We start from the raw sequence: 23,472 nt of genomic DNA, 5'->3' as shown, positions 1-23,472 counted from the left end.
GGAGCAGCAGTCTTGCGCGAGTTCAGCCTTCCGGCTTTGTACGAGGTCCCTTCGGACGGCAATCTCACCGACATCGTCCGCAGAAACGCCGCGCAGCATCCCGATGTCGCCGTCATCGCCCGCAAGGTGGGCGGTGTCTGGCACGACGTGACCGCCACCGCGTTCCTCGCGGAGGTACACGCCGCCGCCAAGGGCCTCATCGCCTCCGGCGTCCAGCCGGGCGACCGCGTGGGTCTGATGTCCCGTACCCGCTACGAGTGGACGCTGCTCGACTTCGCGATCTGGTGCGCGGGCGCGATCACGGTTCCGGTGTACGAGACCAGCTCGCCGGAGCAGGTCGAGTGGATCCTCTCCGACTCGGGCGCCACCGCCTGCATCGTGGAGCTGGACGGCCATGCGGCCGCCGTCGACGCGGTGCGCGACCGGCTGCCCGCCCTCAAGCACGTCTGGCAGATCGAGGCCAGCGGGATCGAGGAGCTGGACCGGCTCGGCAAGGACATCAGCGACGCCACCGTCGAGGAGCGCAGCTCGATCGCCAAGGCGGACGACCCGGCGACGATCGTCTACACCTCCGGCACCACCGGCCGGCCCAAGGGCTGTGTGCTGACCCACCGCAGCTTCTTCGCCGAGTGCGGGAACATCGTGGAGCGTCTGCGGCCGCTGTTCCGTACCGGCGAGTGCTCCGTCCTGCTCTTCCTGCCGCTCGCGCATGTCTTCGGGCGGCTCGTGCAGATCGCGCCGATGATGGCGCCGATCAAGCTGGGCAATGTGCCGGACATCAAGAACCTCACCGACGAGCTGGCCGCGTACCGGCCGACGCTGATCCTGGGCGTGCCGCGCGTCTTCGAGAAGGTCTACAACTCGGCGCGCGCCAAGGCGCAGGCCGACGGCAAGGGCAAGATCTTCGACAAGGCGGCCGACACGGCGATCGCCTACAGCAAGGCCCTGGACACGCCCTCGGGCCCGTCCTTCGGTCTGAAGATCAAGCACAAGACGTTCGACAAGCTCGTCTACAGCAAGCTGCGCGCGGTGCTCGGCGGCCGGGGCGAGTACGCCATCTCCGGCGGCGCCCCGCTGGGCGAGCGCCTCGGCCACTTCTTCCGCGGTATCGGCTTCACGGTCCTGGAGGGCTACGGCCTGACCGAGTCCTGTGCCGCCACCGCCTTCAACCCCTGGGACCGGCAGAAGATCGGCACGGTCGGCCAGCCGCTGCCCGGCTCGGTGGTGCGGATCGCGGACGACGGCGAGGTGCTGCTGCACGGGGAACACCTGTTCAAGGGCTACTGGAACAACGAGGCGGCTACCGCGGAGGCGCTGGCCGACGGCTGGTTCCACACCGGTGACATCGGCACCCTCGACGAGGACGGCTACCTGAGGATCACCGGCCGCAAGAAGGAGATCATCGTCACCGCGGGCGGCAAGAACGTCGCCCCGGCCGTGATCGAGGACCGCATCCGGGCGCACGCCCTGGTCGCGGAGTGCATGGTGGTGGGCGACGGGCGGCCGTTCGTGGGCGCGCTGATCACCGTCGACGAGGAGTTCCTGGGCCGCTGGGCCGCCGAGCACGGCAAGCCACAGGGCTCCACCGCGGCGTCGCTGCACGCGGACCCCGACCTGCTGGCCGCGATCCAGTCGGCGGTCGACGACGGCAACGCCGCGGTGTCGAAGGCGGAATCGGTGCGGAAGTTCCGCATTCTGTCCTCCCAGTTCTCGGAGGAGTCGGGCCACCTGACGCCGTCCCTGAAGCTCAAGCGCAACGTGGTGGCGAAGGACTACGCGAACGAGATCGAGGCGATCTACCAGAAGTAGCCCCCCTCGCTCCTGCGACGGCTCATGGCGCGGTGTCCTCGACGAGGACCCGCGCCATCGTCCGTTCGGCGAGCGCGGTGATCGTCACGAACGGGTTCACCCCGATCGACCCCGGCACGAGCGAGCCGTCGGTGACGTACAGCTTCGGATATCCCTTCACCCTCCCGTAGTCGTCGGTCGCCTTGCCCAGCACACAGCCGCCCAGCGGGTGGTAGGTGAAGTCGTCGGCGAAGGCCTTGCTCGACGAGCCGAACAGGTCGTAGCGGTAGATGGTGGCGTTCGCCAGGTTGATCCGGTCGAACAGCTTCTTGGCCATCGCGACGGAGACGGCGCTCTGGGCCGCCGTCCAGCCGAGCCCGACCTTGTCCGTTCCCGCGTCGTACGAGAACGACGCCCGTTGCGGGTTCTTGGTGATCGCCAGATAGAGGCTGACCCAGTGCTCCAGGCCGGTGGGCAGCGGAGCGATCTCGGCGAAGACCGGATTGGCGGTGTTGGCCCAGTCGTCGATGCCCATGACGGGCATGGTCGACTGGTTGGCGCCGACCGTGTCCCACAGATGGTTGGCGCGGCCCAGCATCACGTTGCCGTTGGTTCCCCAGCCGGTGCCGACGCTCGCGTCGAGGGCGGGCAGCGTGCCCGTCTCCCGTGCGCGGACGAGGAGTTCGGTGGTGCCGATGCTGCCGCCGGCGAGGAAGAGGTACGTACAGCCGTACTCCTTGGTCTCGACGACCGTGCCGGTGGTGTCGATGCGGTCGGCGGTCAGGACGTACGTCCCGTCGGCGGCCCGGTGGACCGCCCTGACCCGCTCCATGGTGTTGATGGTGACGTTCCCGGTGCCGAGCGCGGAGGCGAGGTAGGTCTTGTCGAGGCTGCGCTTGCCGTGGTTGTTGCCGTAGATCACCTCCTGCCCGAGCGCCGATCTGGTCGCCGTGCCGGCCGCCTCGCGCTGCATGTAGCCGAAGTCGTAGACGTTCGGCACGAAGGTGGTCCGCAGGCCGGTCCGCTGTGCGTGCTTGCGGGAGATGCGGGTGAACCGGTACCACTCCGTGGACTCGAACCAGGCGGGGTCGACGGTGTTGACACCGAGCATGGAACGGGCGCGCGGGAAGTAGGTTCCGTACATCTCACCGGCGTCCACGGTCGGGAACTGCTCGCTGAAGTACGACGGGAGCGGGGTGACCGCCATCCCGCCGTTGACCAGCGAGCCGCCGCCCACGCCGCGGCCCACGTACACGGACATGTCGGCGAAGTGCACGCGGTCCAGGACTCCCGGATAAGGGCTGATGTCCTTGTTGACGACGTCCAGCCACAGGAAGGTGGACAGCGGGGCCTCGGTGCGGGTGCGGAACCACATGGAGCGCTGGTCCGGGGCGGCCGTGGAGCAGAAGACCTTGCCGTCGGAGCCGGGGGTGTTCCACAGGCGGCCCATCTCCAGGACGAGGGTGCGGATGCCGGCCTGGCCGAGGCGGAGGGCGGCCACGGCGCCGCCGTAGCCGGAGCCGATCACGATGGCGGGGGCGTTGTCGACGGGTTCGGGTTCTACGGCGGAGGCGGACTGGAGACCGATGCGGGTGAGGCCTGCCGTGGCGGCGGTCTGGAGGGCGAGCATGCCTAGGATTTGACGTCTTGTCAGCTGACGCTGCATCAGTTTTACTGTCATGTGCGCAGCATGAGCGGATTTTCCGGTTCCGCCTAGGGGCTTCGCCTTTATTTGGGGCGCCATCTGGGGTGCCGGGTGCCCGCCGGCGGGCGACTGCGGGTTGTGTGTGGCTTGTCGCGCCGTTCCCCGCGCCCCTGAAAGGGGCGCTGCCCTAGAGGAGTTCCTTCAAGTGCTCGGCCAGGATGTCCCAGCGCCATTTCTCCTCGACCCAGGCTCGGCCCCGTTCGCCCATCCTCTGGCGTAGTTCGGGGTCGGCGAGGAGGGTGGTGATGCGGTCGGCCGTGTCCGTGGGGGAGCCGCCGGGGACGACCCAGCCGGTTTCGCCGTCCAGTACGGCGTCGGGGGCGCCGCCCGAGTCTCCGGCGACCACGGGCAGTCCGGTCGCGGAGGCCTCCAGGTACACGATGCCGAGGCCCTCGACATCGAGGCCGCCCCGGCGGGTCCGGCACGGCATCGCGAACACGTCGCCGGCGCCGTAGTGCGCGGGCAGTTCGGACCAGGGCACCGCCCCGGTGAAGCGCACCGAGCCGGCGACCCCGGTCTCCTGCGCGAGCCCGCGCAGGTCCTTCTCGTACGGCCCGCCGCCCACGATCAGCAGGACGGCCTCCGGCTCCGCGGCCAGGATCCGCGGCATGGCCAGGATCAGCGTGTCCTGCCCCTTGCGCGGCACCAGCCGGGAGACGCAGACGACCACCGGCCGGTCGGTCAGCCCCAGCCGCGCCCGGATCTCGTCGCCCCCCGAGCCGGGGTGGAAGGTCTTCTCGTCGACGCCCGGCGGCAGCTGCACCATCCGCGCGGCCGCGTCCGGGGTCAGCGCGGCCGCGATCCGCGAGCGCGTGTACTCGCCGAGGTAGGTGATCGTGTCCGTGGACTCCCCGATCCGGCGCAGCAGCTGACGCGCGGCGGGCAGCTGCGCCCAGCCGGCCTCATGGCCGTGGGTCGTGGCCACCAGCCGCTCGGCGCCCGCCCTGCGCAGCGCCGGGGCCATCAGCCCGAGCGGCGCGGCCGCCCCGAACCACACCGAGGTGCACCCGTGCTCGCGCAGCAGCCCGACGGCCCGCCGGGTGACCCCGGGCGTCGGCAGCAGCATCGTCGTACGGTCGCGTACGACGGTGAAGGGCTGCTCGGCGTCGAAGGCGGCGGTCGCCTCGGTCCCCTCCCGGCCGCGCTTCCAGGTCGAGGCGTAGACGACGAGCCGCCCGGGGTCGAGCCGCAGCGCCATGTTGTGCAGGAACGCCTGGATGCCGCCCGGCCGGGGCGGGAAGTCGTTGGTGACGATCAGGGTCTTGTGCATCGCCGCCGACCCTACCGAAACCGGCTGCTCACAGCCGCGGCCGGCCGCCTTATGGCACGCTCACAGCAGGGCGCGACATCATGTTCTCCTCAACGCGGAACGCGGACGGGCAGGGATCACGTGAAGACGACGGGCGGCACGTGGCGGTCACTGGTGTGGCTGCCGGCGACCTGGGCCGCGACCAGGCTGTCGCTGCTCCTTTTCGTGTTCAAGGTGTACGTCTTCCCGGGCCCGGACGTCACCAGCGACGTCTCCGTCATCTACCAGGGCTGGTACGACGTACTGCGCACCGGCACCTTCCCGCTCGACGACGTGACCTGGCAGTACCCGCCCGCCGCGGCGCTCCCGGTCCTCTCCCCCGGGCTGCTGCCCTTCCTGGAGTACGCACAGGCCTTCTTCGTCCTCGCCTTCGTCGCCGACCTCGCGGCCCTGTCGCTGCTGCTGTACGCGGGCCGGCGCCCCGGCAGGACGCTGCGCGGGGCCTGGGTGTGGGTGGCGGGCGTGCCGCTGCTCGGCCCGACCGTCTACGCCCGCTACGACGTGATGGTCACCGCGGTGGCGGTCGCGGCGCTGCTCGCGGCCGGCCGGCATCCCCGGACGGCGGGCGCGCTGGCGGGCTTCGGGGCGATGCTGAAGGTGTGGCCGGTGCTGCTGCTCGTCGCGGCGCGCAGGCGGGGCCCCTGGGTGGCGGCGGGGGCGACGGCCGTCGCGGTGGCGGCACTGTTCGCGATCGCCATGCCCGGTGCCTTCGCCTTTCTGACCTTCCAGCGTGACCGGGGCACCGAGGTGGAGTCGCTGGGCTCCCTGGTCTTCCATGTGGCCCGGCACCACGGCTGGGACGGAGAGGTGCTGCTCAACTACGGCTCGGTGGAATTCCTCGGCCCGTATGTGAACGTCGTGAGCGCGGGCGCGCTGTGTCTGACCGGCGTCGCCTTCGGCTGGCTGCTGCTGTGGCGGCTGACGGCCACCCGGTTCCGGGCGCACACGGCCGCCGACGCGGCGTTCGTGGCGGTGCTGATGTTCACGACCACCAGCCGGGTGATCAGCCCGCAGTACCTGGTGTGGCTGGTCGGGCTGGCGGCGGTCTGTCTGTGCTTCCGGGGCAGCCGCATGGGGCTGCCGGCCGCTCTGGTCCTGCTGGCGTGCTTCGTGACGGTGCTGGAGTTCCCGATCTGGTTCGCGGACGTCGTCCAGAGCACCCCACGCGGCATCGCCCTCCTGTTCGTCCGCAACGGCCTCCTGGTCCTCGCCTCGGTCCTCGGCGCCCGCGCGCTGTGGCGCTCCACGGTGCCCGAGCCCGAGCCCGCCCCCTTCCCGGCTCAGGCCGCCCGCGCCGACGAGACCCCCGTCTCCTCCTGATCCGGTCAGGACATCCGGGCCCGCAGATAGTCGCGCCACTGGCGGGTGAACTCCTCCGGGGTCGTGTCGAGGACCCTGCGCATGGCGTCCTCGACCGCGCCGGGACGCTGTCCGTGTGCGCCCACCGCTCGGTAGAAGTCGGCGAGGCGGTCCTCGCCCCACTGGTCCGCGACGAGGCGGCAGGCCATCCAGCCGCCCTCGTAGGCCCGGGCCAGCTTGCCGGCGTCTGAGGTGAAGCCGAAGTCCTTGTCGTCCGGGAGTGCCATCGGCACCTCGCCGTCGGACACCGCTCGCGACAGTTCCGGGGCGGCCTCGGCCGGTGTGCGGTCGGTGGCGCGGTAGCCGATCCAGTCGGCGTAGCCCTCGGACAGCCACAGCGGGGTGGCGGCGCTCGTGGCGGTGCGGGTGGCGACATGGGTGGTCTCGTGGGTGAGCACGACCTGCTTGCCGACGGCGCCGAGAACGCCGTACGCCTCGGGATTGACGATGATCCGGTCCGCGGGTGTCTGTGCGGCGCCCGTCTCGCCGGTGGTGACCGCGGCGATCCCGCGATAGGAGGAGGCGGGCGAACCGAGCAGCCCGGCCATCCCCTCAAGGGACCTCGGTACGAGCACCACCACGTGCCGGCTCCACTGGGTGCCCCACACCCCGGACACCGCCGGCACCGCGCGGTCCGCCAGATCCGCGAACCGGTGCAGCGCCTCGCCGGACTGCCCGACTCCCAGCACCAGGCTGTGCTCGCCCCGTACGACGGTCACCTCGCCCTGGTCCCACAGCTGCTGGGGGGTGTTCGCGGCGGGCCGCTCGGCGTCGACGTACCACCGTCCGTCCTCGTCCCGGCTCAGGTCGAGGGTGCGGCCGACGGCGACGGGGGCCTGGTCGTAGCCCTGGACGCGGTAGTCGAGTTCGACGTCGGCGGTGGCCCCGGAACCGGTGCGGTGCACGGCGGTGACCCGGTAGGACCAGGACGCGAGCGGCACCGCGCCGAGGTTGGCGAACCAGCTCAGCGCGCCCGTGGTGAGGAAGGCCGCCCGGTCGCGGTCGAGGATCGCGGTCGCCCGCCGGTCCAGGACCCGCTGTACGTCGGCCACGGCGCTGTCGGTCGCGGGCCGGCCCCCGCAGGCCACGAGGGAGACCAGCAGCAGACACAGCGCCGCGACGAGTCGCGCTCTCGACGCCCGCCCAGGACCAGCCATTTCCCGATCGTACGGCGGCCCGGGCTCCAGGTCAGACCCTCGTGACCGACGAGATCGGCATCATGCCGACCGGGTCGTAGCGCACCGGGGCGCCCGGGTAGGGCGCGTGGATGACCTGGCCGTTGCCCATGTACATCCCGACATGGCTGGCGTCCGACCGGTAGGTGACCAGGTCTCCCGGCCTGGCCTGGGAGAGCGGAACCTGCCGGCCGGCGTTTCGCTGGGCCTGCGAGGTGCGCGGCAGGGAGACGCCGGCCTGGGCGTAGGACCACTGCATCAGGCCGGAGCAGTCGAAGCCGGAGGGCCCGGCCGCACCCCAGATGTAGGGCTTGCCGAGCGCGGAGCGGGCGGCGGCCACGGCTGCGGCGGCGCGGGCAGAGGAGGGGGCGGCGTCCCCGAGGCCGGGCATGTCCGCCCGGCCGGAGCGGGAGGCCCGGTCGAAGGCGGCGCGCTCCGCGGACGGCAGGGAGTTGAGCAACCGGCGGGCCTCGGCGAGCTTCTGCTCGACGGTCCGTTTGTGGGCGGCGGCGGCCCTGCGGCTCTTCTCCAGTTCGGCGAGCTTGCCGGCCGCTTCCGTGCGCTCCTGCGTGAGGTGGCGCATGGCTTCCTGGAGGTCCTTCAGCTCGCCGGCCTGGTGGACGGTGATCCGGTCGAGGGCGGCTGCCTTGTCGAGGTAGTCGGCCGGGCCGTCGGAGAACAGCAGCGCGAGGGTGGGGTCGATGCCGCCGGAGCGGTACTGGGCGCCGGCGAGCGAACCGAGCTCCGCCCGCTGGACGTTGATCCGCTCCTGCTGCCGGGCGATGTGGTCCTGTGCGTCACGCACCTGCCCGCGCAGTGAATCGGCGCGCTCGTCTGCCTTGTTGTACGCCTCGGTGGCCCGCTCGGCCTCCTCGTAGAGGCGGTCCACCTCGGCGCGGGTGTCGTCGTGCGGCGCGGCGGCCGCCGGCACGGCACCGAGGGCCGCGGCTGCGGCGGACAGGGCGCACAGGGCGGCACTGGCGCCCCGGTCGAACCCGGACGGTACAAGGCGTCGATGGGACCCCACGGGAAGCCGCACTCCTTCCGCTGGCGGACACGGACTGCTCCCCCGGCGTACGGACCGGGGTCCGTGTCGAGGGAAACGCGGCAGACAGTAGCCCCGTGACCGGGCTGTCACCAACGACCCCGGCCGGTGCGCAACACGATGCCCCGCCTCTGACGCAGGTCATCGGCGGGGTGGGGGTCAGCGCGAGTTTCGGCGATTCGCCCGTTCGGGGGCACTCAACCCCCGGAGGCGACGAGGGATTCCGTCAGATGCGGACGCCGAACTGGAACGGCATGTTGTTGATCGACTCGTAGCGGACGACCGTGCCGGTGCGCGGGGCGTGCAGGATCTGGCCGTTGCCGGCGTAGAAGCCGACGTGGTGCAGGTCGCCGTAGAAGAGGACGAGGTCGCCGACCTGGAGGGCGCTCTGCGAGTAGATCCGCGTGCCGGCGCTTGCCTGCGCCTGCGAGGTGCGGGGGATGGTGACGCCGGCTTGGGCGTAGGCCCAGGAGGTCAGGCCGGAGCAGTCGAAGGAGGACGGGCCGGAGGCGCCGTAGACGTAGGGGGAGCCGATCTTGCTCTGGGCGGCCTGGAAGGCGGCGGCGGCACGGCTGGAGGCGGAGGTGTCGTTGCCGAGTTCGACCCGCTCGCTGGCGGAGCGGCTGGCGCGGGCCTCCTCTTCGGCGAGCGCTGCCTTCTCCGCGGCCGTGAGGGTGTTGAGCAGCCTCTGCGCCTCGGCGAGCTTGCCCTGGACTTCCTTCTTCTTCTTGCCCAGTTCGGCTCGGGTGGAGGCGAGGTCCTTGAGCTTTGCGGAGGCCTCGGAGCGCTGCTGGGCGAGTTCGCGCTGTTTGTCCTGAATCTTCTTCAGGGCCTCGACCTGCTGGCTGCTCAACTGGTCGAGCGTGGAGGCCTTGTCGAGGTAGTCGTCCGGGTCGGAGGAGAGGAAGAGCTGGAGGGAGGAGTCGATGGAGCCGGTGCGGTACTGGGCGGCGGCTGCCAGGCCTATCCCGTCGCGCAGCTCGTTGAGCTCTTCCTGGCCGCGGGCGACGTTGTCCTGGATGGTGGAGATCTCCTTCTGGAGCTTCTCCTGCTTCTCCCTGGCCCCGTTGAACTTCTCGGTGGCGTGCTCCGCCTGCTCGTAGAGTGCGTCGACCTTCGCCTTGACCTCGTCCTTGCTCGGCTTCTCGCTCGGCGCGGCGTTGGCCGCGTTGGCGCTGAAGGCCACGGCGGCAGCGGCGGCGGTGGTGAGCACGGTCACACGAGTGCGGCTCGGCTGCTTGGGTCGACGGTGGGACGCCACGAAGGCGAGCTCCTTCTTCCTCCAGCCGCCTACCGACACGCCGGCGGGCGGTGTTCCTCCACCGTCACTCCCAATGAGTGATCACCCGAGTGGAGGTTCGAGGCCAGACCCTAGTGACCTCCCTGTGATCAGTTCAAATCCTCACGCGAAAAATGTTGGTGCCGCCGCGCATTCTTTGCACTCAACTCACGTGCAGTGATACGCGACTGACCCTACGTGGCGTGAAGGTTTCGCCAATTCGGGCATTCAGTTCGTACGTTGCCGTTGGGGCGTACGCGACTCAAGGGACCAACAGTGCAGTTGGCCGGACGGGTCTAGGCGCGCGAAAAACGCTTGAGAAGCACCGCCGAGGCGACCGGCCGCGCGCCCGCGCGGGCGACCCCGTCGGCGACCTCACGGTCGGTCGAGGCGACGATGACCGGACGGCCCGGCGGCTCCGCGCGCACCAGCTGGCGGATCAACTCGTCCGCCGTGACGCCGGCCTTGGAGAACAGCACCCGCACCCCGCGCGGCGGCGCCAGCAGCACCGGCGCGGCCAGCTCGGCCCCGTCGAAGACACAGGTCACCTCGGCCCCGGTCTGCGCGGCGAGCTGCGAGAGCTGCCCGAGCAGCCTCAACCGCTGCTTCTCCAGCGGCATCTGGGGATAGCCGGTCTTGGTGACGTTGTAGCCGTCGACGACCAGATGCGCCTGCGGCAGCGCGAGCAACTGGTCGAGAATCGCCGGGTCGTTCTCGGACAAAGCACGCGCGGCGATGTCCTTCGGCGTCATTCGTCCCGGTTCGACCGCATCGACGGTCTCCGCCGGACGGACGGACACGGGAGGCAACGCCAGCTCCCGCCGCAGCCCCTGGGCCGCGTCGAGCACCGTGTCGAGCAGCAGCCGTACCCGCATGTCCTCGACGCTGCGCCCCTCGCGCGCCGCCCTGCGGGTGGCCTCCAGGGCGGCTTCCGCCTCGCCGAGCCGTGCCTTCAGCCGCCGTGTCTCGCTCTCGGCGGCGGACACCTGTGCCTGCCCCTCGGCGCGTGCCGCCTCGATCTCGCCCTGGATCTTGCGCAGGGCGGCCTCGCCACGCTTGACGTCGCTGACCGCCGCGCGCAGCTTGCGGTGCAGCGAGTCGGCTTCCTTCCTGGCCGAATCCAGCTCCGCGCGCAGCCGCTCGGTGTCGACCCGGGTCTGCTCACGGGCCTGGGCCAGCTCCTCGCGCAGCCGCTCCAGTTCGGCCCGGCTCTCCTCGTCGGCGCGTTCGGCGTCCGCCCGCTGGGCCTCCTCGCCCGCCGCGGTCACCAGCTTCACCCAGCCCGTGGGACGCAGCACATAGGCCGCGGCCGCCACATCGAGCGGATCCGCGGCCGGTGGCGGCGCACCGGAGTCGAGCGCACCGGCCAGCTCCGGCTGGGCGTCTCTGAACTTCTCCCCGATGCGCTGCCGGAACAGCGGATCGGTCTCCAGCGCGGCCGCCATCGCGTTGCCCGCGAACTTGGCCCGCCGGTTCGGAGCGAAACGGGCGTACTGCCGCAGCTGCGCGGGCAGTTCGCCGAGCGTCAGCCCGCCGAAACCGTCCGAGACGATCTGTACGACCCTGCGGCGCACACCGTCGGGCAGCGGACGGTCGAGCACCTCAGCGGCGCCGTCGCCCGGCCCCCCGCCTGCGGTCTCCACCATCCGTCACCCCAATTGCCTGTGCGGGGCCCGCTCCCGTCAGGAGCCGGCGCCCGGCCTGTCCACGAGTTCCACCTGGTCCACCGCGTTGCACCAGCGGCAGCGCACCGACTCGATGGTCTCACTGACCACCTCGCGCTCCTCGACCTTGGACTCTCCGGCCAGGTCGAGATGGACGTACTCGACGACCTTCGACGAGCGCGTCACGTCGAAGCGGGTGAGGTTGCCGCAGAGGGTGCAGCGCCACCGTGTGGTGGCGGTCGGCAGGGGAACCGTCATCGTGACTGTGCTCTTTCCTTCTAGGCTTTCCATTGTCAGCGACGCGCCGGGCTCCCCGGCGCGTATGGCTCGTGCGTGTGGCTCGTAACCCTACGGCCTGGCAGGGACCCGCCGCCCGTTCGTCCACGGCGGCGAGGCGCTCTGTGCGGTTCGGTCACATTACGTCCTGCTCTGGTGCGTCATGCTCTGTGTTCGTGATCAGCAACTGGAGCGCACCGCTTGTCTGGGCCCGGTTCGCCGGCAGGGTGGCCGGGAAGGTCCGGCGGCCGGCCGCGCCAGTGACGTACGGACTGATCGCCGTGTGCTGCCTGATCTTCGTGACCGGCCCGGCAGCGGGCCTCAGTCCGGACTACGGCACCGGCGACGGGCTGCTCGCCGCACAGCGGGCCTATTTCCACCGCTGGGGCGTGGTCCCGGCCGAACTCTTCGAGGGCTCCGCCCGGGCCGCGCTCACGCCCGCGACGGCCCTGTTCGTCCACGGCAGCTGGGTGCACCTGCTCGGCAACATGCTCTTCCTCTACGTCTTCGGCGGGCTGACCGAGGAACGCATGGGCCGCGTCCAGTTCCTCCTGTTCTACCTCGGCTGCGGCTGTCTGGCCCTGCTGGGCTACGCGGCCGCGAACTCGGACTCGGCACAGTCCCTGGTCGGGGCCTCCGGGGCGATCTCCGCGGTCCTCGGCGCGTGTCTGTACCTGTTCCCCGGGGCGCGGGTGACCAGTCTTCTGCCGTTCCTGTTCTTTGTGCCGCTGCGTTTCCCCGCGTGGGTGGTGCTGCCCTTCTGGGCGGTCCTGCAATGGCTTGCGGCGGGACGGACGGCGCAGGGGCCGGGGGTGGCGTATCTGGCCCACCTGGTCGGGTTCTCGGCGGGCTTCCTCTACGCCTGGGGACGGTTCGGGCGTACGACTAGAGTGAAGTCCGCCCCAGCTCCGGCTCCCGAGGGAGAGAACCAGCCGTGATCACCGCGATCGTCCTCATCAAGACCAGCGTGGACCGGATTCCCGAGATCGCGGAGCAGGTCGCTTCGCTGGACAGCGTGAGTGAAGTGTTCTCCGTGACCGGGACCTATGACCTGATCGCCATGGTGCGGGTGCGGGAGCACGAGGAGCTGGCGGAGGTCATTCCCGGGAGCATCAGCAAGATTCCCGGGGTGGAGGCCACTGATACGCATGTTGCGTTTCGGACGTATTCGCAGCATGACCTCGAGGCGGCGTTTGCGATCGGGCTGGATTCCTGATCGTTTGAACGCCGCCCACTGATCTGCGGGGCGCGGATCATGTCCGACTGTGGGCCGTCTGTGGCTCGTCGCGCCCACGCGGCGGAGCCGCACAGCGACACAGCCCCGCACCCCTGGGGGCCGCCCCCGAGGCCGGTTGATCAGACGGCCGGGACGCAGCGGCCCTCTTCAGTCCTGTACTGCCACTTCGCGCCGTTCGCGACCAGTTCCTTCACCGCGGTCACGAAGCGTTCGACGTGTTCGTCGGGGGTGCCCGCGCCGAAGCTCACGCGGATGGCGTTGAGGGACTTCTCGCCGGGGGTCGCCTCGGGGGCGCCGCACTCGCCCTGGGCCTGGGGGGACGTGCCGAGCAGGGTGCGGAGCAGGGGGTGGGCGCAGAAGAGGCCGTCGCGGACGCCGATGCCGTACTCGGCGGAGAGGGCGGCGGCGAAGTGGGAGCTGTTCCAGCCCTCGACGACGAAGGAGATCACGCCGACGCGGGGGGCGTCGTCGCCGAAGAGCGAGAGGACGCGGACCTCGGGGACCTCGGCGAGGCCTTCGCGGACCTTGGCGATCAGGTGCTGCTCGCGGGCGACCAGGGTGTCGAAACCGGCCTCGGTGAGGGCCTTGCAGGCGGAGGCGATGGAATAGGCGCCGATGACGTTGGGCGAGCCGGCTTCGTGACGGGCGCTGGTGTCGTTCCAGTCGACGTCCACTCCCCCGTCCTCGCGTCGGCTGACCCTGCGGCTGGCACCGCCGCCCGCGAGGTACGGCTCGGCCGCGCGCAGCCAGTCGGCGCGGCCGGCCAGGACACCGGAACCGAACGGGGCGTACAGCTTGTGGCCGGAGAAGGCGACCCAGTCGACGTCGAGCTCGCGGACGGACACCGGGTGGTGCGGGGCCAGCTGGGCGGCGTCCAGGACGATCCGGGCCCCGTGGGCGTGCGCGGCCGCCGCAAGCTCCCGTACGGGCCACAGCTCGCCGGTGACGTTGGAGGCGCCGGTGACGCAGACCAGGGCCGGGCCCTGCGGATCGCGCTCGGCGAGGGCGCGCTCCAGGGTCTGAACGGCCCGGCCGGGGGTGCGCGGGGCGTCGAGGTAGGTGACGCGGGCGTCCTTCCACGGCAGCAGCGAGGCGTGGTGCTCGGTCTCGAAGACGAAGACCTGACAGCCGGCGGGCAGGGCCTGGGCCAGCAGGTTGAGGGAGTCCGTCGTGGAGCGGGTGAAGATCAGCTGGTCGTCGGGGCGGCAGTCGAGGAACCCGGCAACCGTCCTGCGGGCGTTCTCGAAGAGTTCGGTGGACAGCTGGGAGAGGTAGCCGGCACCTCGGTGGACGCTGCCGTAGTACGGGGCGTACGCGGCCACGTCGTCCCAGACCCGCTGGAGGGCGGGCGCGCTGGCCGCGTAGTCGAGCGCGGCGTAGGTGACTTCGCCGCCCGTGACGAGCGGGACGGTGACATCGCGGCCCAGAACGGGCAGCGGGGTACAAACGGTCTGGGCGGCGGCAGCGGTGGAGACGGACATGGCTGAACTCCCGTGGAAGGCAGGCGGAATCACCACGCGAGCGCGCATGGCTCAAGCGTGGGAAAAGGTGGAAAGAGGATGCGGAAACGGGGCACTGCGGCCCCAGGGGCCTCGGCCCCACGGGCCTCGCGGCCCTAGCGCATTCGCTTGCTCACGGAAGGCTCCCTCGACGACCAGGACCCCTGGTGTTTCGCGAGGGGTCCGCGCTTGCCGTAGACCTCGCTGCCTACGGCCTGGTCCTCACCCGGGGCACCCCGCCACGGACGGAGGGTTGCCGGACAGTCGGCCGGGGCCTGATGACTGTCGCTCATGACCTGGTACAGCATCTTGCCACACGATCTTCGACGCGCAAGGCGCAGTCCGGATCCTGGACTGCGCCTTGCGTCACACCGCGTGGGGTGTTCAGGCGTTGCTGAGCGCCACCCAGCGCTCCAGCGTCCGCTTCGCCGCGCCGGAGTCGATCGCCTCCGCGGCCTTGTCCATGCCGGCCCGGATCCGGTCCGTGAGGGGTCCGTCGCCCGGCTCCAGCGCCACCAGCGCCGCCGCCGAGTTGAGCAGGACCGCGTCCCGTACCGGACCGGTCTCGCCGTTCAGCAGGCGGCGGGCGACATCGGCGTTGTACGACGCGTCCGCGCCGCGCAGCGCCTCCACCGGCACCAGCTCCAGGCCGACGTCCCGCGGGTCGAAGGTCTCCTCGGTGACCTTGCCGTCGCGGACGGTCCACACCCGGGAAGTGGACGTCGTCGTCAGCTCGTCGAGGCCGTCGTCGCCGCGGAACACCAGGGAGGAGTTGCCGCGTTCGGCGAAGACGCCGGCCACGATCGGCGCCATGCGCAGATCGGCCACGCCGACCGCCTGTGCCTTCACCTTCGCCGGGTTGGTCAGCGGGCCGAGGAAGTTGAAGGTCGTCCGGATGCCCAACTGCCCGCGCGCGGCCGCCACATGACGCAGCGCCGGATGGAACTTCACCGCGAAGCAGAAGGTGATGCCGGCCTCCTCGGCGACCTCCGCCACCCGCTGCGGGGTCAGCTCCAGATTGACGCCGAGCTTCTCCAGGACGTCCGAGGCGCCCGACGCCGACGACGCCGCCCGGTTGCCGTGCTTGACGACCTTCGCGCCCGTACCGGCGACGACGATCGAGGACATCGTGGAGATGTTCACCGTCTTCGCGCCGTCGCCGCCGGTGCCGACGATGTCGACGGTGGCGCCCGGCACCTCGATCACGTTCGCGTGCTCGTACATCGTGCGGACGAGCCCGGCGATCTCGTCGACGGTCTCGCCCTTGGCCCGCAGCGCCACGGCGAACCCGGCGATCTGCGCGTCCGTCGCCTCGCCGCGCATGATCAGGTCCATCGCCCAGGCGGTGTCGTCCGCGGCGAGGTCCCGGCCCTCCAGCAGACCGTTCAGCAGCAGGGGCCAGGAACGGCCCGCCGCGGTGTCGCCTCCAGCGGGGGTCACAGCGCTCATAAGCCGCTCCTGGGTCGGTCCCGTACACCGGGACGCGGGTCTCAACAGGACCACCCTATCCAGCCCCGGGCATGGCGAAGGGCCCCCGTCCGAAGACCGGACGGGGGCCCTTCAACCGTGGCGTGGCGTGCGCAGCGATCAGTGGTGGCCGTGGCCGCTCGTGATCTCCTTGTACTCCTCGACGGTGGGCTTCGGGATCTGGGACTCCTCGCCGAAGTACGCCTCGCTGAGCTTGGCGCGCAGCCTCTCGGAGCCCTTCACCTTGCGCTCGACGCCGTTCTCGTCGACCGTCGGGCCGATCGCCAGCGGCTCGTACTGCTCGTGCGCGGTGAGCGTGTGCAGTGCGTCCTGGCTGAGCGGCTCGTGGACCTCGATGAACTCACCGTGCGGCAGGCGCTTGATGATGCCCGACTCACGGCCGTGCAGCACCTTCTCCTTGTCGCGGCGCTGGAGGCCGAGGCAGATGCGCTTGGTGATGACGAACGCGAGGACCGGGCCGACGAAGAACGCGATCCGGACGAACCAGGTGATGGAGTTGATCGACAGATGGAAGTGGGTGGCCCAGAGGTCGTTTCCACCACCGATCAGCAGCACCATGTACAGGGTGATCCACGCGACACCGAAGGCCGTACGCGTCGGCGCGTTGCGCGGACGGTCCAGGATGTGGTGCTCGCGCCGGTCGCCGGTGACCCAGGACTCGATGAACGGGTAGACCGCGATCGCGACCAGGACCAGCGGGAAGATCACCAGCGGGATGAACACGCCCAGGACGAGCGTGTGGCCCCAGAAGTTGATCTCCCAGCCCGGCATGACACGGATCAGGCCCTCGGAGAAGCCCATGTACCAGTCGGGCTGGGCGCCGGTGGACACCTGGTCCGGACGGTAGGGGCCGATGGCCCAGATCGGGTTGATCTGCGCGATCGCGGAGATGGCCGCGATGACACCGAAGACCAGGAAGAAGAAGCCTCCGGCCTTGGCCATGTAGACCGGCAGCAGCGGCATGCCGACGACGTTGTTGTTGGTCTTTCCGGGGCCCGCGAACTGCGTGTGCTTGTGGTAGAAGACCAGGATCAGGTGCGCCACCACGAGGCCGAGCATGATGCCCGGCAGCAGCAGGATGTGGACCGAGTAGAAGCGGGCCACGAAGTCGCCGCCCGGGAACTCGCCGCCGAAGAGGAAGAACGACAGGTACGTGCCGACGATCGGCACGGACAGGATCGCCCCCTCCATGAAGCGGACACCGGTGCCGGAGAGCAGGTCGTCCGGGAGCGAGTAACCGGTGAAGCCGGTGAACATGCCGAGGACGAACAGCAGGAAGCCGAACAGCCAGTTGACCTCACGCGGCTTGCGGAACGCGCCGGTGAAGAACACGCGCATCATGTGCACGAACATGCCGGCGAGGAAGACCAGCGCCGCCCAGTGGTGGATCTGCCGGATCAGCAGACCACCGCGCACATCGAAGGAGATGTGCATGGTCGAGTTGAACGCCTCGGACATCAGCTGTCCCTGCAGCGGGACGTAACTGCCGTGGTACTCCACCTCGTTCATCGACGGGTGGAAGAACAGCGTCAGATACACACCCGTGAGGATGATGATGATGAAGCTGTAGAGGCAGACCTCACCCAACATGAACGACCAGTGGTCGGGGAAGATCTTGCGCATGTTGGCCTTGGCCAGGGAGTAGATCCCGAGCCTGCCGTCCGCCCAGTCGGCGACGCGCTCGCCGGCCGGCGCTTTGCCGCGCCGTGCCTCGGTGGTCTGGTTCGTGCTCATCCGCGCTCCCAGAAGGCAGGACCGACGGGCTCTGCGAAGTCGCCGAGCGCCTCGAGATAGCCCTCGTCGTTCACGCCGATGCGCAGCTGCGGCAGGGCGTGACCGGCGGGACCGAAGATCACCCGGGCACCGTCGGAGAGGTCGAAGGTGGACTGGTGGCAGGGGCACAGCACGTGGTGCGTCTGCTGCTCGTACAGGGAGATCGGGCAGCCCACGTGGGTGCAGATCTTCGAGTAGGCCACGATGCCCTCGTGGGACCACTCGAGTTCCTGCTTGTCCTTGATGTTCTCCGGCTGGATCCGGACGATCAACAGGGCCGCCTTGGCGATCTCGGTCTGGAAGTCCTCGTCGTGCTCCTCCAGGCCTTCGGGCTTGGCGAAGGTGAGGGAGCCGACCGCCACGTCCGAGGGACGCAGCGGCTCGTTGGTGTTCATGTTGACGAGCAGCTTGCCCTTGGACCACAGGGTGTGGCGGAGCTTGTCGCCGGGCAGCGGGCCGAGGTCGCGCAGCAGGATGACGCCGGAGAGCGGGAACAGGGCCAGCGCGCCGAACATCGTGTTGCGGATCAGCTTGCGGCGGCCGAGCGCGGACTCCTTGGCACCCTGCTTGAAGTCGGCCATGACCTTGGTCTTGACCTCGGGGGGCGCCTCGATCGGGTGACGCTCGTCGGCGATCTCCAGATCGGACATCAGGGTGCGGGCCCAGTGGACCGCGCCCGCGCCGATCGTGAAGAGGGCGATACCGAGGGTCATGCCCAGCGCGAAGTTCATCGCGCTGATGTGCCCGATCGGCCAGATGTAGACCGACTCGTCGGCCGGGATCGCCACGTACGAGGCGATGAAGCCGACGGTCGCCAGCATCGACACCGTGAACAGCAGGGCGACGCTGCGCTCGGACCGCTTGGCGGCCCGCTCGTCGACGTCCTGGATCCGGTGCTCGTGGGGCGGCAGGCCCGGGTCGGCGAACGGGTTCTTCTCGTCCGCGACGCCGACCGCGCCGTGCGTGTCCTGCTCAGCGGGCAGGTTCTCTTCTGGAATGTCTTGGCTACTCATGACTTCTTGGCCTTTGCGGTCCGAGCGGCGACCCAGACGGCGACCGCGATCAGAGCGCCGAGTCCGAAGACCCAACCGAACAGGCCCTCGCTGACCGGACCGAGTCCGCCCAGGTTGAGACCGCCGGGGCTGACGGTGTCGTCGCCGTTGACCGCGTTCAGGTACGCGATGATGTCCTTCTTGTTCTGCTCCGACAGCGTGGTGTCGGGGAAGGAAGGCATGTTCTGCGGGCCGGTCTGCATGGCCTCGTAGATGTGCTTCGGGTCGACTCCTTCGAGGCTCGGCGCGTACTTGCCGTGCGTCAGCGCGCCGCCCTCGCCGGTGAAGTTGTGGCACTCCGCGCAGTTCGTGCGGAACAGGTCGCCGCCCTTGGCGATGTCGGCGCCCTCGGGGCCGTACTCCGCCTCGGTCGGAACGGACGGACCGGCACCCAGCGACGCGATGTACGCCGCCAGCTGGTCGATCTCGGCCTGCGAGTAGATGTTCTTCTTCTTCGGCACCTGCGCGCCGGGCTGCTGGGCCGGCATACGACCGGTACCGACCTGGAAGTCTACGGCCGCGGCGCCCACGCCGACCAGGCTCGGGCCGTCGGAGCTGCCCTGACCGTCGGTGCCGTGGCAGGTGGCGCAGCCGACCTCGTAGAGCTTCTTGCCCTCCTCGATGGTGAGGGACTGGGCGGTTTCATCGGCCTGCGCCTTGCTCGCGGGTGCGAACGCGGCGTACAGCCCCCCGGTGCATGCCAGCGCGAGGAGTAGGACGACAAGCGCCGCCAATGGGTGGCGTCGTCGTGCGGAGAGCTTTTTCACGGATTACCCCGGTGTCAGGATCTTCTGCGTCGATGCTTCTGGATGTGCGGGAGCTGGCCCGGCTACTTGATCATGTAGATCGTGGCGAAGAGGCCGATCCAGACGACGTCGACGAAGTGCCAGTAGTAGGACACGACGATCGCGGCGGTCGCCTGCTCGTGGGTGAACCTCCTGGCCGCGTAGGTGCGTCCGAGCACCAGCAGGAAGGCGATGAGGCCGCCCGTCACGTGCAGGCCGTGGAAGCCGGTGGTCAGGTAGAAGACCGAGCCGTACGGGCCGGAGGAGAGTGAGAGCCCGTCGTGCTTGACGAGCTCCGTGTACTCGAAGACCTGACCGCCGATGAAGATCGCACCCATGATGAAGGTGACGATGAACCAGCCCCGGAGCTTCTTCACATCACCGCGCTCGGCGGCGAACACGCCGAGCTGGCAGGTGAGGGAGGAGAGCACCAGGATCGTGGTGTTCGTCGCCGAGAACGGGAAGTTCAGGCTGTCCGCCATGTCCTTCCAGTACTCGGGCCCGGTCACCGATCGCAGGGTGAAGTACATCGCGAAGAGGGCCGCGAAGAACATCAGCTCGGAACTCAGCCAGATGATGGTTCCGACGCTGGTGAGGTTCGGCCGGTTGACCGACGGGTGCGCGTGCCCGGTATCTACTGTCGTTGCTGTCGCCACGACCGACATTATGTCGGTCGCTTATCCCGCCCTCACCCCGGGGGGTGCCGTTCGGCGGGTTCATACCGTGTGGAGTGCCCGGATGGCCCATGGACGAAGTGTTCGAACAGGTGTTGACCAGGGGCTGAAGGGAGTAGCATCCGCCGCATCGGTTCTGTGCGTACGACGCTGACGTCCCGGAGGAAACATGCAGCCGACCGCCACGGTGCTGGTCTACAGCGACGACTCCAACACCCGCGAGCAGGTGCGGCTGGCGACCGGGCGCAGGCCCGCTCCCGACGCCCCCCTCGTGGAGTTCGTGGAGTGCGCGACTCCGGCAGCGGTGCTGCGCGAGTTGGACAAGGGGGGCATCGATGTCGCCGTCCTGGACGGCGAGGCGGTGCCGATGGGTGGAATGGGTGTGTGCCGGCAGATCAAGGACGAGGTGTTCGACTGTCCGCCGGTGCTGTTGCTGATCGGGCGGCCTCAGGATGCGTGGCTGGCCACGTGGAGTCGGGCGGATGCGGCGGTGACGCTGCCGGTGGAGCCGGTGGAGTTCGCGTCCGCACTGGCTTCCTTGCTGCGGCGGAAGAATCTTCAGAGCGCGTAGGGGCTCGCTGCGTTCGGCGACCCGGCTGCTGCGGGTGCGTTGTGGCTGGTCACGCCCACGCGGCGGAGCCGCCTGTCGATACAGCCCCGCGCCCCTGAGGTGCGCTGCCCCCGAGGTCGGCCTCAGACGCTCTGCGGCCTCAGTCTTGCCTGGTCCGCCGGGCTCGGACCGTCCGGTGTGCCGGCGATCAGTGCGCTTCCCTCGCGCCACTTCGGCCACTCCAGGTTCCAGTCGCCGAAGCCGTTGCCGAACGGTGCCATCATGTCGCCGCCCGAGTTGACGACCTGGACGACGTCGCCCTCGCGGACCGTGTTGAAGAACCACTCCGCGTTGCCGGTGCTCATGCCGGTGCAGCCGTGGCTGACGTTGGCGTACCCCTGGGAGCCCACCGACCAGGGTGCCGCGTGGACGTACTCGCCGCTCCAGGTGACGCGGGTTGCCCAGTAGACGGGCAGGTCGTACGACTCCGAGGAGCCCTCGGCGATGCCGACCGTGCTGCTGCGCATACGTACGAAGGACTCCTTGCCCAGGACGACCTTGACGCCGTTGCGGGTGTCGAAGCCGGGTTTGCCCGTGGTGACGGGGATCTGCTTGATCGCCTCGTCGTTCTTGTAGACCGTCATGGAGTGCGCCGCGGCGTCCGTGACGGCGATGACGCGGTCGCCCGTGGTGAGCTTGAGGGGCTTGGCCTTGCCGCCCCAGAGGCGGTCGTTGATCCTGACGCCGTCCAGGTCGCTGCGCACGTCGATGGTGGCGCGGGCGGGCCAGTACTCCTTGGGACGGTAGTGGATCGTCTTGTCGTCCACCCAGTGCCAGGCACCCGCCACGGCGGGTGTGGATTCGACCCTGAGGGACCTCTCGACTATCGCGCGCTGGTCCTTGTCCTTGACGGCCCGGTTCAGCTCGGCGGTGACGGGCTGGCCGACACCGTACTCGCCGGCCTTCGGCCCGAACTTCACGGTCAGGCGCTTCTTGGTCGTGGGCCTGCTGGTGTCGAAGGCGAAGACCTTGCGGCCGGGCGCGCCGTCCTCGTCCTCCGTGCTCACGCGGACGGTGTAGTGGGCGTCCGCGGCGAGCGGCGAGGTGCTGTGCCAGCGGCCGCCGTCGGCGGAGAGCTCACCGGTGACGTACCGGCCGCTCGCGTCGACGGCCGTGACGTCCGTGATGCGCCCGTCCGAGTCCTCGGCGGTGATCTCCAGGGGTGTGTCCGGGTCGGCCTTCTTCCCGTCGCCCGACGGGCCGTTGAAGGCGATCTGGTCGGCGGCGTCGTAGGGCCGCTCGGCGAGCGGGTTGCCGTCCGAGCCGCAGGCGTTGACGCCCGCGATGAGGGCGGTCACCAGCAGCGTGCAGCCGACGACGGTACGGGGACGGGGGCGTCTGGGGCGGGGTGTCTGGCTCATGGCTTCACGCTAGGAAGCCACGTCAAGGGCGGCGCGCTGGGCGACACGAACGAGGGACGGGTATTGCGGCAAAAGCAGGAGCCCGGACGCTCCTGACGGAGTGTCCGGGCTCCAGAGAGCTCAGCGTGTGCTACTGGGTGCGGTTCTCACCGCGGTAGTACTCGAAGACCCAGCCCCACAGACCGATCATGATCAGCGGCGCCGAGAAGTACAGCAGCCACCAGCCGATCGCGATCGCCAGGAAGGCGAGAGCACCACCGAACGCCAGCGAGAGCGGCTGCCAGCTGTGCGGGCTGAAGAACCCGACCTCGCCGGCGTCGTCCGCGACGTCCGCCTCCTTGTTGTCCTGGGCACCCGCGTCGACCCGCTTGGCCGTGAAGCCCAGGTAGAAGCCGATCATGATGCTCAGGCCGAAGGCCAGGAAGAGGGCCGTCGTGCCGGCGGGCTCCTTCGACCACACGCCATAGACGATGGCCATGGCGAGCATGAAGACGCTCAGCCACATGAACATCCTGCCCTGGATCCTCACTTGCCGGCCTCCTTGCCGCCGTTGCCGGCCAGCGCCTTACCGCCGTGCGGCGCATTCTCCAGCTCGTCGATGGCGGCGATCTCGGGGTGGTGCAGGTCGAACGCCGGGGATTCGCTGCGGATCCGCGGCAGGGTGAGGAAGTTGTGCCGCGGCGGCGGGCAGGAGGTCGCCCACTCCAGGGAGCGGCCGTAGCCCCACGGGTCGTCGACGCCCACCGGCTTGCCGTACTTGGCCGTCTTCCACACGTTGTAGAGGAACGGCAGGATCGACAGGCCGAGCAGGAACGAGCTGATCGTCGAGATCGTGTTCAGGGTGGTGAAGCCGTCGGCGGCGAGGTAGTCCGCGTAACGACGCGGCATGCCCTCGGCACCCAGCCAGTGCTGGACCAGGAAGGTGCCGTGGAAGCCGATGAACAGCGTCCAGAAGGTGATCTTGCCGAGGCGCTCGTCGAGCATCTTGCCGGTGAACTTCGGCCACCAGAAGTGGAAGCCGGAGAACATCGCGAAGACGACGGTGCCGAAGACGACGTAGTGGAAGTGCGCCACCACGAAGTACGAGTCCGAGATGTGGAAGTCCATCGGCGGCGAGGCCAGGATGACACCGGTCAGACCACCGAACGTGAAGGTGACCAGGAAGCCGGTCGCCCACAGCATCGGGGTCTCGAAACTCAGGGACCCCTTCCACATCGTTCCGATCCAGTTGAAGAACTTCACGCCGGTCGGTACGGCGATGAGGAACGTCATGAAGGAGAAGAACGGCAGCAGCACTCCGCCGGTGACGTACATGTGGTGCGCCCACACCGTCACGGACAGACCCGCGATCGCGATGGTCGCCGCGATCAGGCCCATGTAGCCGAACATCGGC

The 23,472-nt window shown here is 69.7% G+C and carries 21 protein-coding genes and 1 riboswitch; of the genes, 5 read left to right on the top strand and 16 right to left on the bottom strand.

Annotated elements, in window-relative coordinates; all coding sequences use genetic code 11:
* The first annotated feature begins 12 nt into the window (after positions 1-12).
* Positions 13-1,809 (top strand): AMP-dependent synthetase/ligase, encoded by a 1,797-nt coding sequence (locus tag F7R91_RS17645; protein ID WP_150949866.1) that lies wholly within the window; start codon positions 13-15, stop codon positions 1,807-1,809.
* A 22-nt stretch (positions 1,810-1,831) separates the two neighbouring features.
* Here F7R91_RS17645 and F7R91_RS17640 read toward each other — a convergent pair whose 3' ends face one another.
* Positions 1,832-3,454, bottom strand: coding sequence for a GMC oxidoreductase (locus F7R91_RS17640; RefSeq protein WP_456243068.1), 1,623 nt, complete (start codon positions 3,452-3,454; stop codon positions 1,832-1,834).
* A gap of 166 nt (positions 3,455-3,620) precedes the next feature.
* Complete coding sequence (locus tag F7R91_RS17635; protein ID WP_150949863.1) at positions 3,621-4,763, bottom strand: glycosyltransferase family 4 protein; 1,143 nt, start codon at positions 4,761-4,763, stop codon at positions 3,621-3,623.
* 120 nt (positions 4,764-4,883) lie between these two features.
* On the opposite strand from F7R91_RS17635, the gene F7R91_RS17630 reads away from it, so the two are divergent.
* The gene (locus F7R91_RS17630) at positions 4,884-6,122 is read left to right on the top strand and encodes a glycosyltransferase family 87 protein (RefSeq protein ID WP_225320685.1); all 1,239 of its coding nucleotides are present in this window, start codon (positions 4,884-4,886) and stop codon (positions 6,120-6,122) included.
* Positions 6,123-6,127: 5 nt separating this feature from the next.
* Here F7R91_RS17630 and F7R91_RS17625 read toward each other — a convergent pair whose 3' ends face one another.
* From F7R91_RS17625 to F7R91_RS17605, 5 genes are all read right to left on the bottom strand, one after another.
* On the bottom strand, positions 6,128-7,318 hold the full coding sequence (locus F7R91_RS17625; protein WP_150949858.1) for a hypothetical protein: 1,191 nt from the start codon (positions 7,316-7,318) through the stop codon (positions 6,128-6,130).
* 31 nt (positions 7,319-7,349) lie between these two features.
* Entirely contained in the window at positions 7,350-8,363 is a 1,014-nt protein-coding gene (locus F7R91_RS17620; RefSeq protein ID WP_150949856.1) for a C40 family peptidase, read from the bottom strand.
* Positions 8,364-8,607: 244 nt separating this feature from the next.
* Positions 8,608-9,642, bottom strand: coding sequence for a C40 family peptidase (locus tag F7R91_RS17615; protein WP_150949854.1), 1,035 nt, complete (start codon positions 9,640-9,642; stop codon positions 8,608-8,610).
* A gap of 314 nt (positions 9,643-9,956) precedes the next feature.
* The gene (locus tag F7R91_RS17610; RefSeq protein ID WP_150949852.1) at positions 9,957-11,306 is read right to left on the bottom strand and encodes an NYN domain-containing protein; all 1,350 of its coding nucleotides are present in this window, start codon (positions 11,304-11,306) and stop codon (positions 9,957-9,959) included.
* Positions 11,307-11,342: 36 nt separating this feature from the next.
* Positions 11,343-11,582: a hypothetical protein gene (locus F7R91_RS17605; RefSeq protein ID WP_055516474.1), complete on the bottom strand. Its 240-nt coding sequence runs from the start codon at positions 11,580-11,582 to the stop codon at positions 11,343-11,345.
* Between the two features lie 194 nt (positions 11,583-11,776).
* On the opposite strand from F7R91_RS17605, the gene F7R91_RS17600 reads away from it, so the two are divergent.
* Positions 11,777-12,538 (top strand): rhomboid family intramembrane serine protease, encoded by a 762-nt coding sequence (locus tag F7R91_RS17600; protein WP_408056042.1) that lies wholly within the window; start codon positions 11,777-11,779, stop codon positions 12,536-12,538.
* Entirely contained in the window at positions 12,535-12,816 is a 282-nt protein-coding gene (locus F7R91_RS17595) for an Lrp/AsnC family transcriptional regulator (RefSeq protein WP_150949851.1), read from the top strand. Before F7R91_RS17600 ends, F7R91_RS17595 begins: the two co-directional genes overlap by 4 nt.
* Positions 12,817-12,956: 140 nt before the next feature.
* Here F7R91_RS17595 and F7R91_RS17590 read toward each other — a convergent pair whose 3' ends face one another.
* The 6 genes from F7R91_RS17590 to ctaE form a co-directional block, all read right to left on the bottom strand.
* Positions 12,957-14,318: an aminotransferase class V-fold PLP-dependent enzyme gene (locus F7R91_RS17590; RefSeq protein WP_150949849.1), complete on the bottom strand. Its 1,362-nt coding sequence runs from the start codon at positions 14,316-14,318 to the stop codon at positions 12,957-12,959.
* A gap of 198 nt (positions 14,319-14,516) precedes the next feature.
* Positions 14,517-14,633, bottom strand: a riboswitch (SAM riboswitch).
* A gap of 87 nt (positions 14,634-14,720) precedes the next feature.
* Complete coding sequence (gene trpD / locus F7R91_RS17585; RefSeq protein WP_150949847.1) at positions 14,721-15,785, bottom strand: anthranilate phosphoribosyltransferase; 1,065 nt, start codon at positions 15,783-15,785, stop codon at positions 14,721-14,723.
* A 138-nt stretch (positions 15,786-15,923) separates the two neighbouring features.
* The gene (qcrB, locus tag F7R91_RS17580; RefSeq protein ID WP_150949845.1) at positions 15,924-17,558 is read right to left on the bottom strand and encodes a cytochrome bc1 complex cytochrome b subunit; all 1,635 of its coding nucleotides are present in this window, start codon (positions 17,556-17,558) and stop codon (positions 15,924-15,926) included.
* Positions 17,555-18,610 carry a cytochrome bc1 complex Rieske iron-sulfur subunit gene (gene qcrA / locus F7R91_RS17575; protein WP_150949844.1) on the bottom strand — a complete coding sequence of 352 codons (1,056 nt, stop codon included), beginning with the start codon at positions 18,608-18,610 and terminating at the stop codon, positions 17,555-17,557. Before qcrA ends, qcrB begins: the two co-directional genes overlap by 4 nt.
* Positions 18,607-19,416 carry a cytochrome bc1 complex diheme cytochrome c subunit gene (gene qcrC / locus F7R91_RS17570; RefSeq protein ID WP_150949842.1) on the bottom strand — a complete coding sequence of 270 codons (810 nt, stop codon included), beginning with the start codon at positions 19,414-19,416 and terminating at the stop codon, positions 18,607-18,609. Before qcrC ends, qcrA begins: the two co-directional genes overlap by 4 nt.
* Positions 19,417-19,478: 62 nt before the next feature.
* Positions 19,479-20,099 (bottom strand): aa3-type cytochrome oxidase subunit III, encoded by a 621-nt coding sequence (gene ctaE / locus F7R91_RS17565; protein WP_150949840.1) that lies wholly within the window; start codon positions 20,097-20,099, stop codon positions 19,479-19,481.
* Positions 20,100-20,277: 178 nt separating this feature from the next.
* Here ctaE and F7R91_RS17560 point away from each other — a divergent pair, with 178 nt between their 5' ends.
* The gene (locus F7R91_RS17560; RefSeq protein WP_150949838.1) at positions 20,278-20,679 is read left to right on the top strand and encodes a response regulator; all 402 of its coding nucleotides are present in this window, start codon (positions 20,278-20,280) and stop codon (positions 20,677-20,679) included.
* 122 nt (positions 20,680-20,801) lie between these two features.
* Here F7R91_RS17560 and F7R91_RS17555 read toward each other — a convergent pair whose 3' ends face one another.
* The 3 genes from F7R91_RS17555 to F7R91_RS17545 all read right to left on the bottom strand — a co-directional run.
* Positions 20,802-22,079: a L,D-transpeptidase gene (locus tag F7R91_RS17555; RefSeq protein ID WP_150949836.1), complete on the bottom strand. Its 1,278-nt coding sequence runs from the start codon at positions 22,077-22,079 to the stop codon at positions 20,802-20,804.
* 130 nt (positions 22,080-22,209) lie between these two features.
* Positions 22,210-22,608: a cytochrome c oxidase subunit 4 gene (locus F7R91_RS17550; protein WP_150949834.1), complete on the bottom strand. Its 399-nt coding sequence runs from the start codon at positions 22,606-22,608 to the stop codon at positions 22,210-22,212.
* Positions 22,605-23,472, bottom strand: an 868-nt coding sequence (locus tag F7R91_RS17545; protein ID WP_191971532.1) for a cytochrome c oxidase subunit I, incomplete at its 5' end; no start/stop codon positions are given. The genes F7R91_RS17550 and F7R91_RS17545, both read right to left, overlap by 4 nt.

Origin of the sequence: Streptomyces luteolifulvus (genome assembly GCF_008806595.1) — a bacterium.
GTDB lineage: Bacteria > Actinomycetota > Actinomycetes > Streptomycetales > Streptomycetaceae > Streptomyces > Streptomyces luteolifulvus.
The sequence above is the reverse complement of the archived record's forward strand: the minus strand, read 5'-3'. Positions and strand labels throughout refer to the sequence as shown.

Coding starts and splice junctions, on each gene's coding strand:
- F7R91_RS17640 (WP_456243068.1), bottom strand. CDS start 3,454: ATGCAGCGTCAGCTGACAAGACGTCAAATCCTAGGCATGCTCGCCCTC.
- F7R91_RS17635 (WP_150949863.1), bottom strand. CDS start 4,763: ATGCACAAGACCCTGATCGTCACCAACGACTTCCCGCCCCGGCCGGGC.
- F7R91_RS17625 (WP_150949858.1), bottom strand. CDS start 7,318: ATGGCTGGTCCTGGGCGGGCGTCGAGAGCGCGACTCGTCGCGGCGCTG.
- F7R91_RS17610 (WP_150949852.1), bottom strand. CDS start 11,306: ATGGTGGAGACCGCAGGCGGGGGGCCGGGCGACGGCGCCGCTGAGGTG.
- F7R91_RS17605 (WP_055516474.1), bottom strand. CDS start 11,582: ATGACGGTTCCCCTGCCGACCGCCACCACACGGTGGCGCTGCACCCTC.
- F7R91_RS17590 (WP_150949849.1), bottom strand. CDS start 14,318: ATGTCCGTCTCCACCGCTGCCGCCGCCCAGACCGTTTGTACCCCGCTG.
- trpD (WP_150949847.1), bottom strand. CDS start 15,785: ATGAGCGCTGTGACCCCCGCTGGAGGCGACACCGCGGCGGGCCGTTCC.
- qcrB (WP_150949845.1), bottom strand. CDS start 17,558: ATGAGCACGAACCAGACCACCGAGGCACGGCGCGGCAAAGCGCCGGCC.
- qcrA (WP_150949844.1), bottom strand. CDS start 18,610: ATGAGTAGCCAAGACATTCCAGAAGAGAACCTGCCCGCTGAGCAGGAC.
- ctaE (WP_150949840.1), bottom strand. CDS start 20,099: ATGTCGGTCGTGGCGACAGCAACGACAGTAGATACCGGGCACGCGCAC.
- F7R91_RS17560 (WP_150949838.1), top strand. CDS start 20,278: ATGCAGCCGACCGCCACGGTGCTGGTCTACAGCGACGACTCCAACACC.
- F7R91_RS17555 (WP_150949836.1), bottom strand. CDS start 22,079: ATGAGCCAGACACCCCGCCCCAGACGCCCCCGTCCCCGTACCGTCGTC.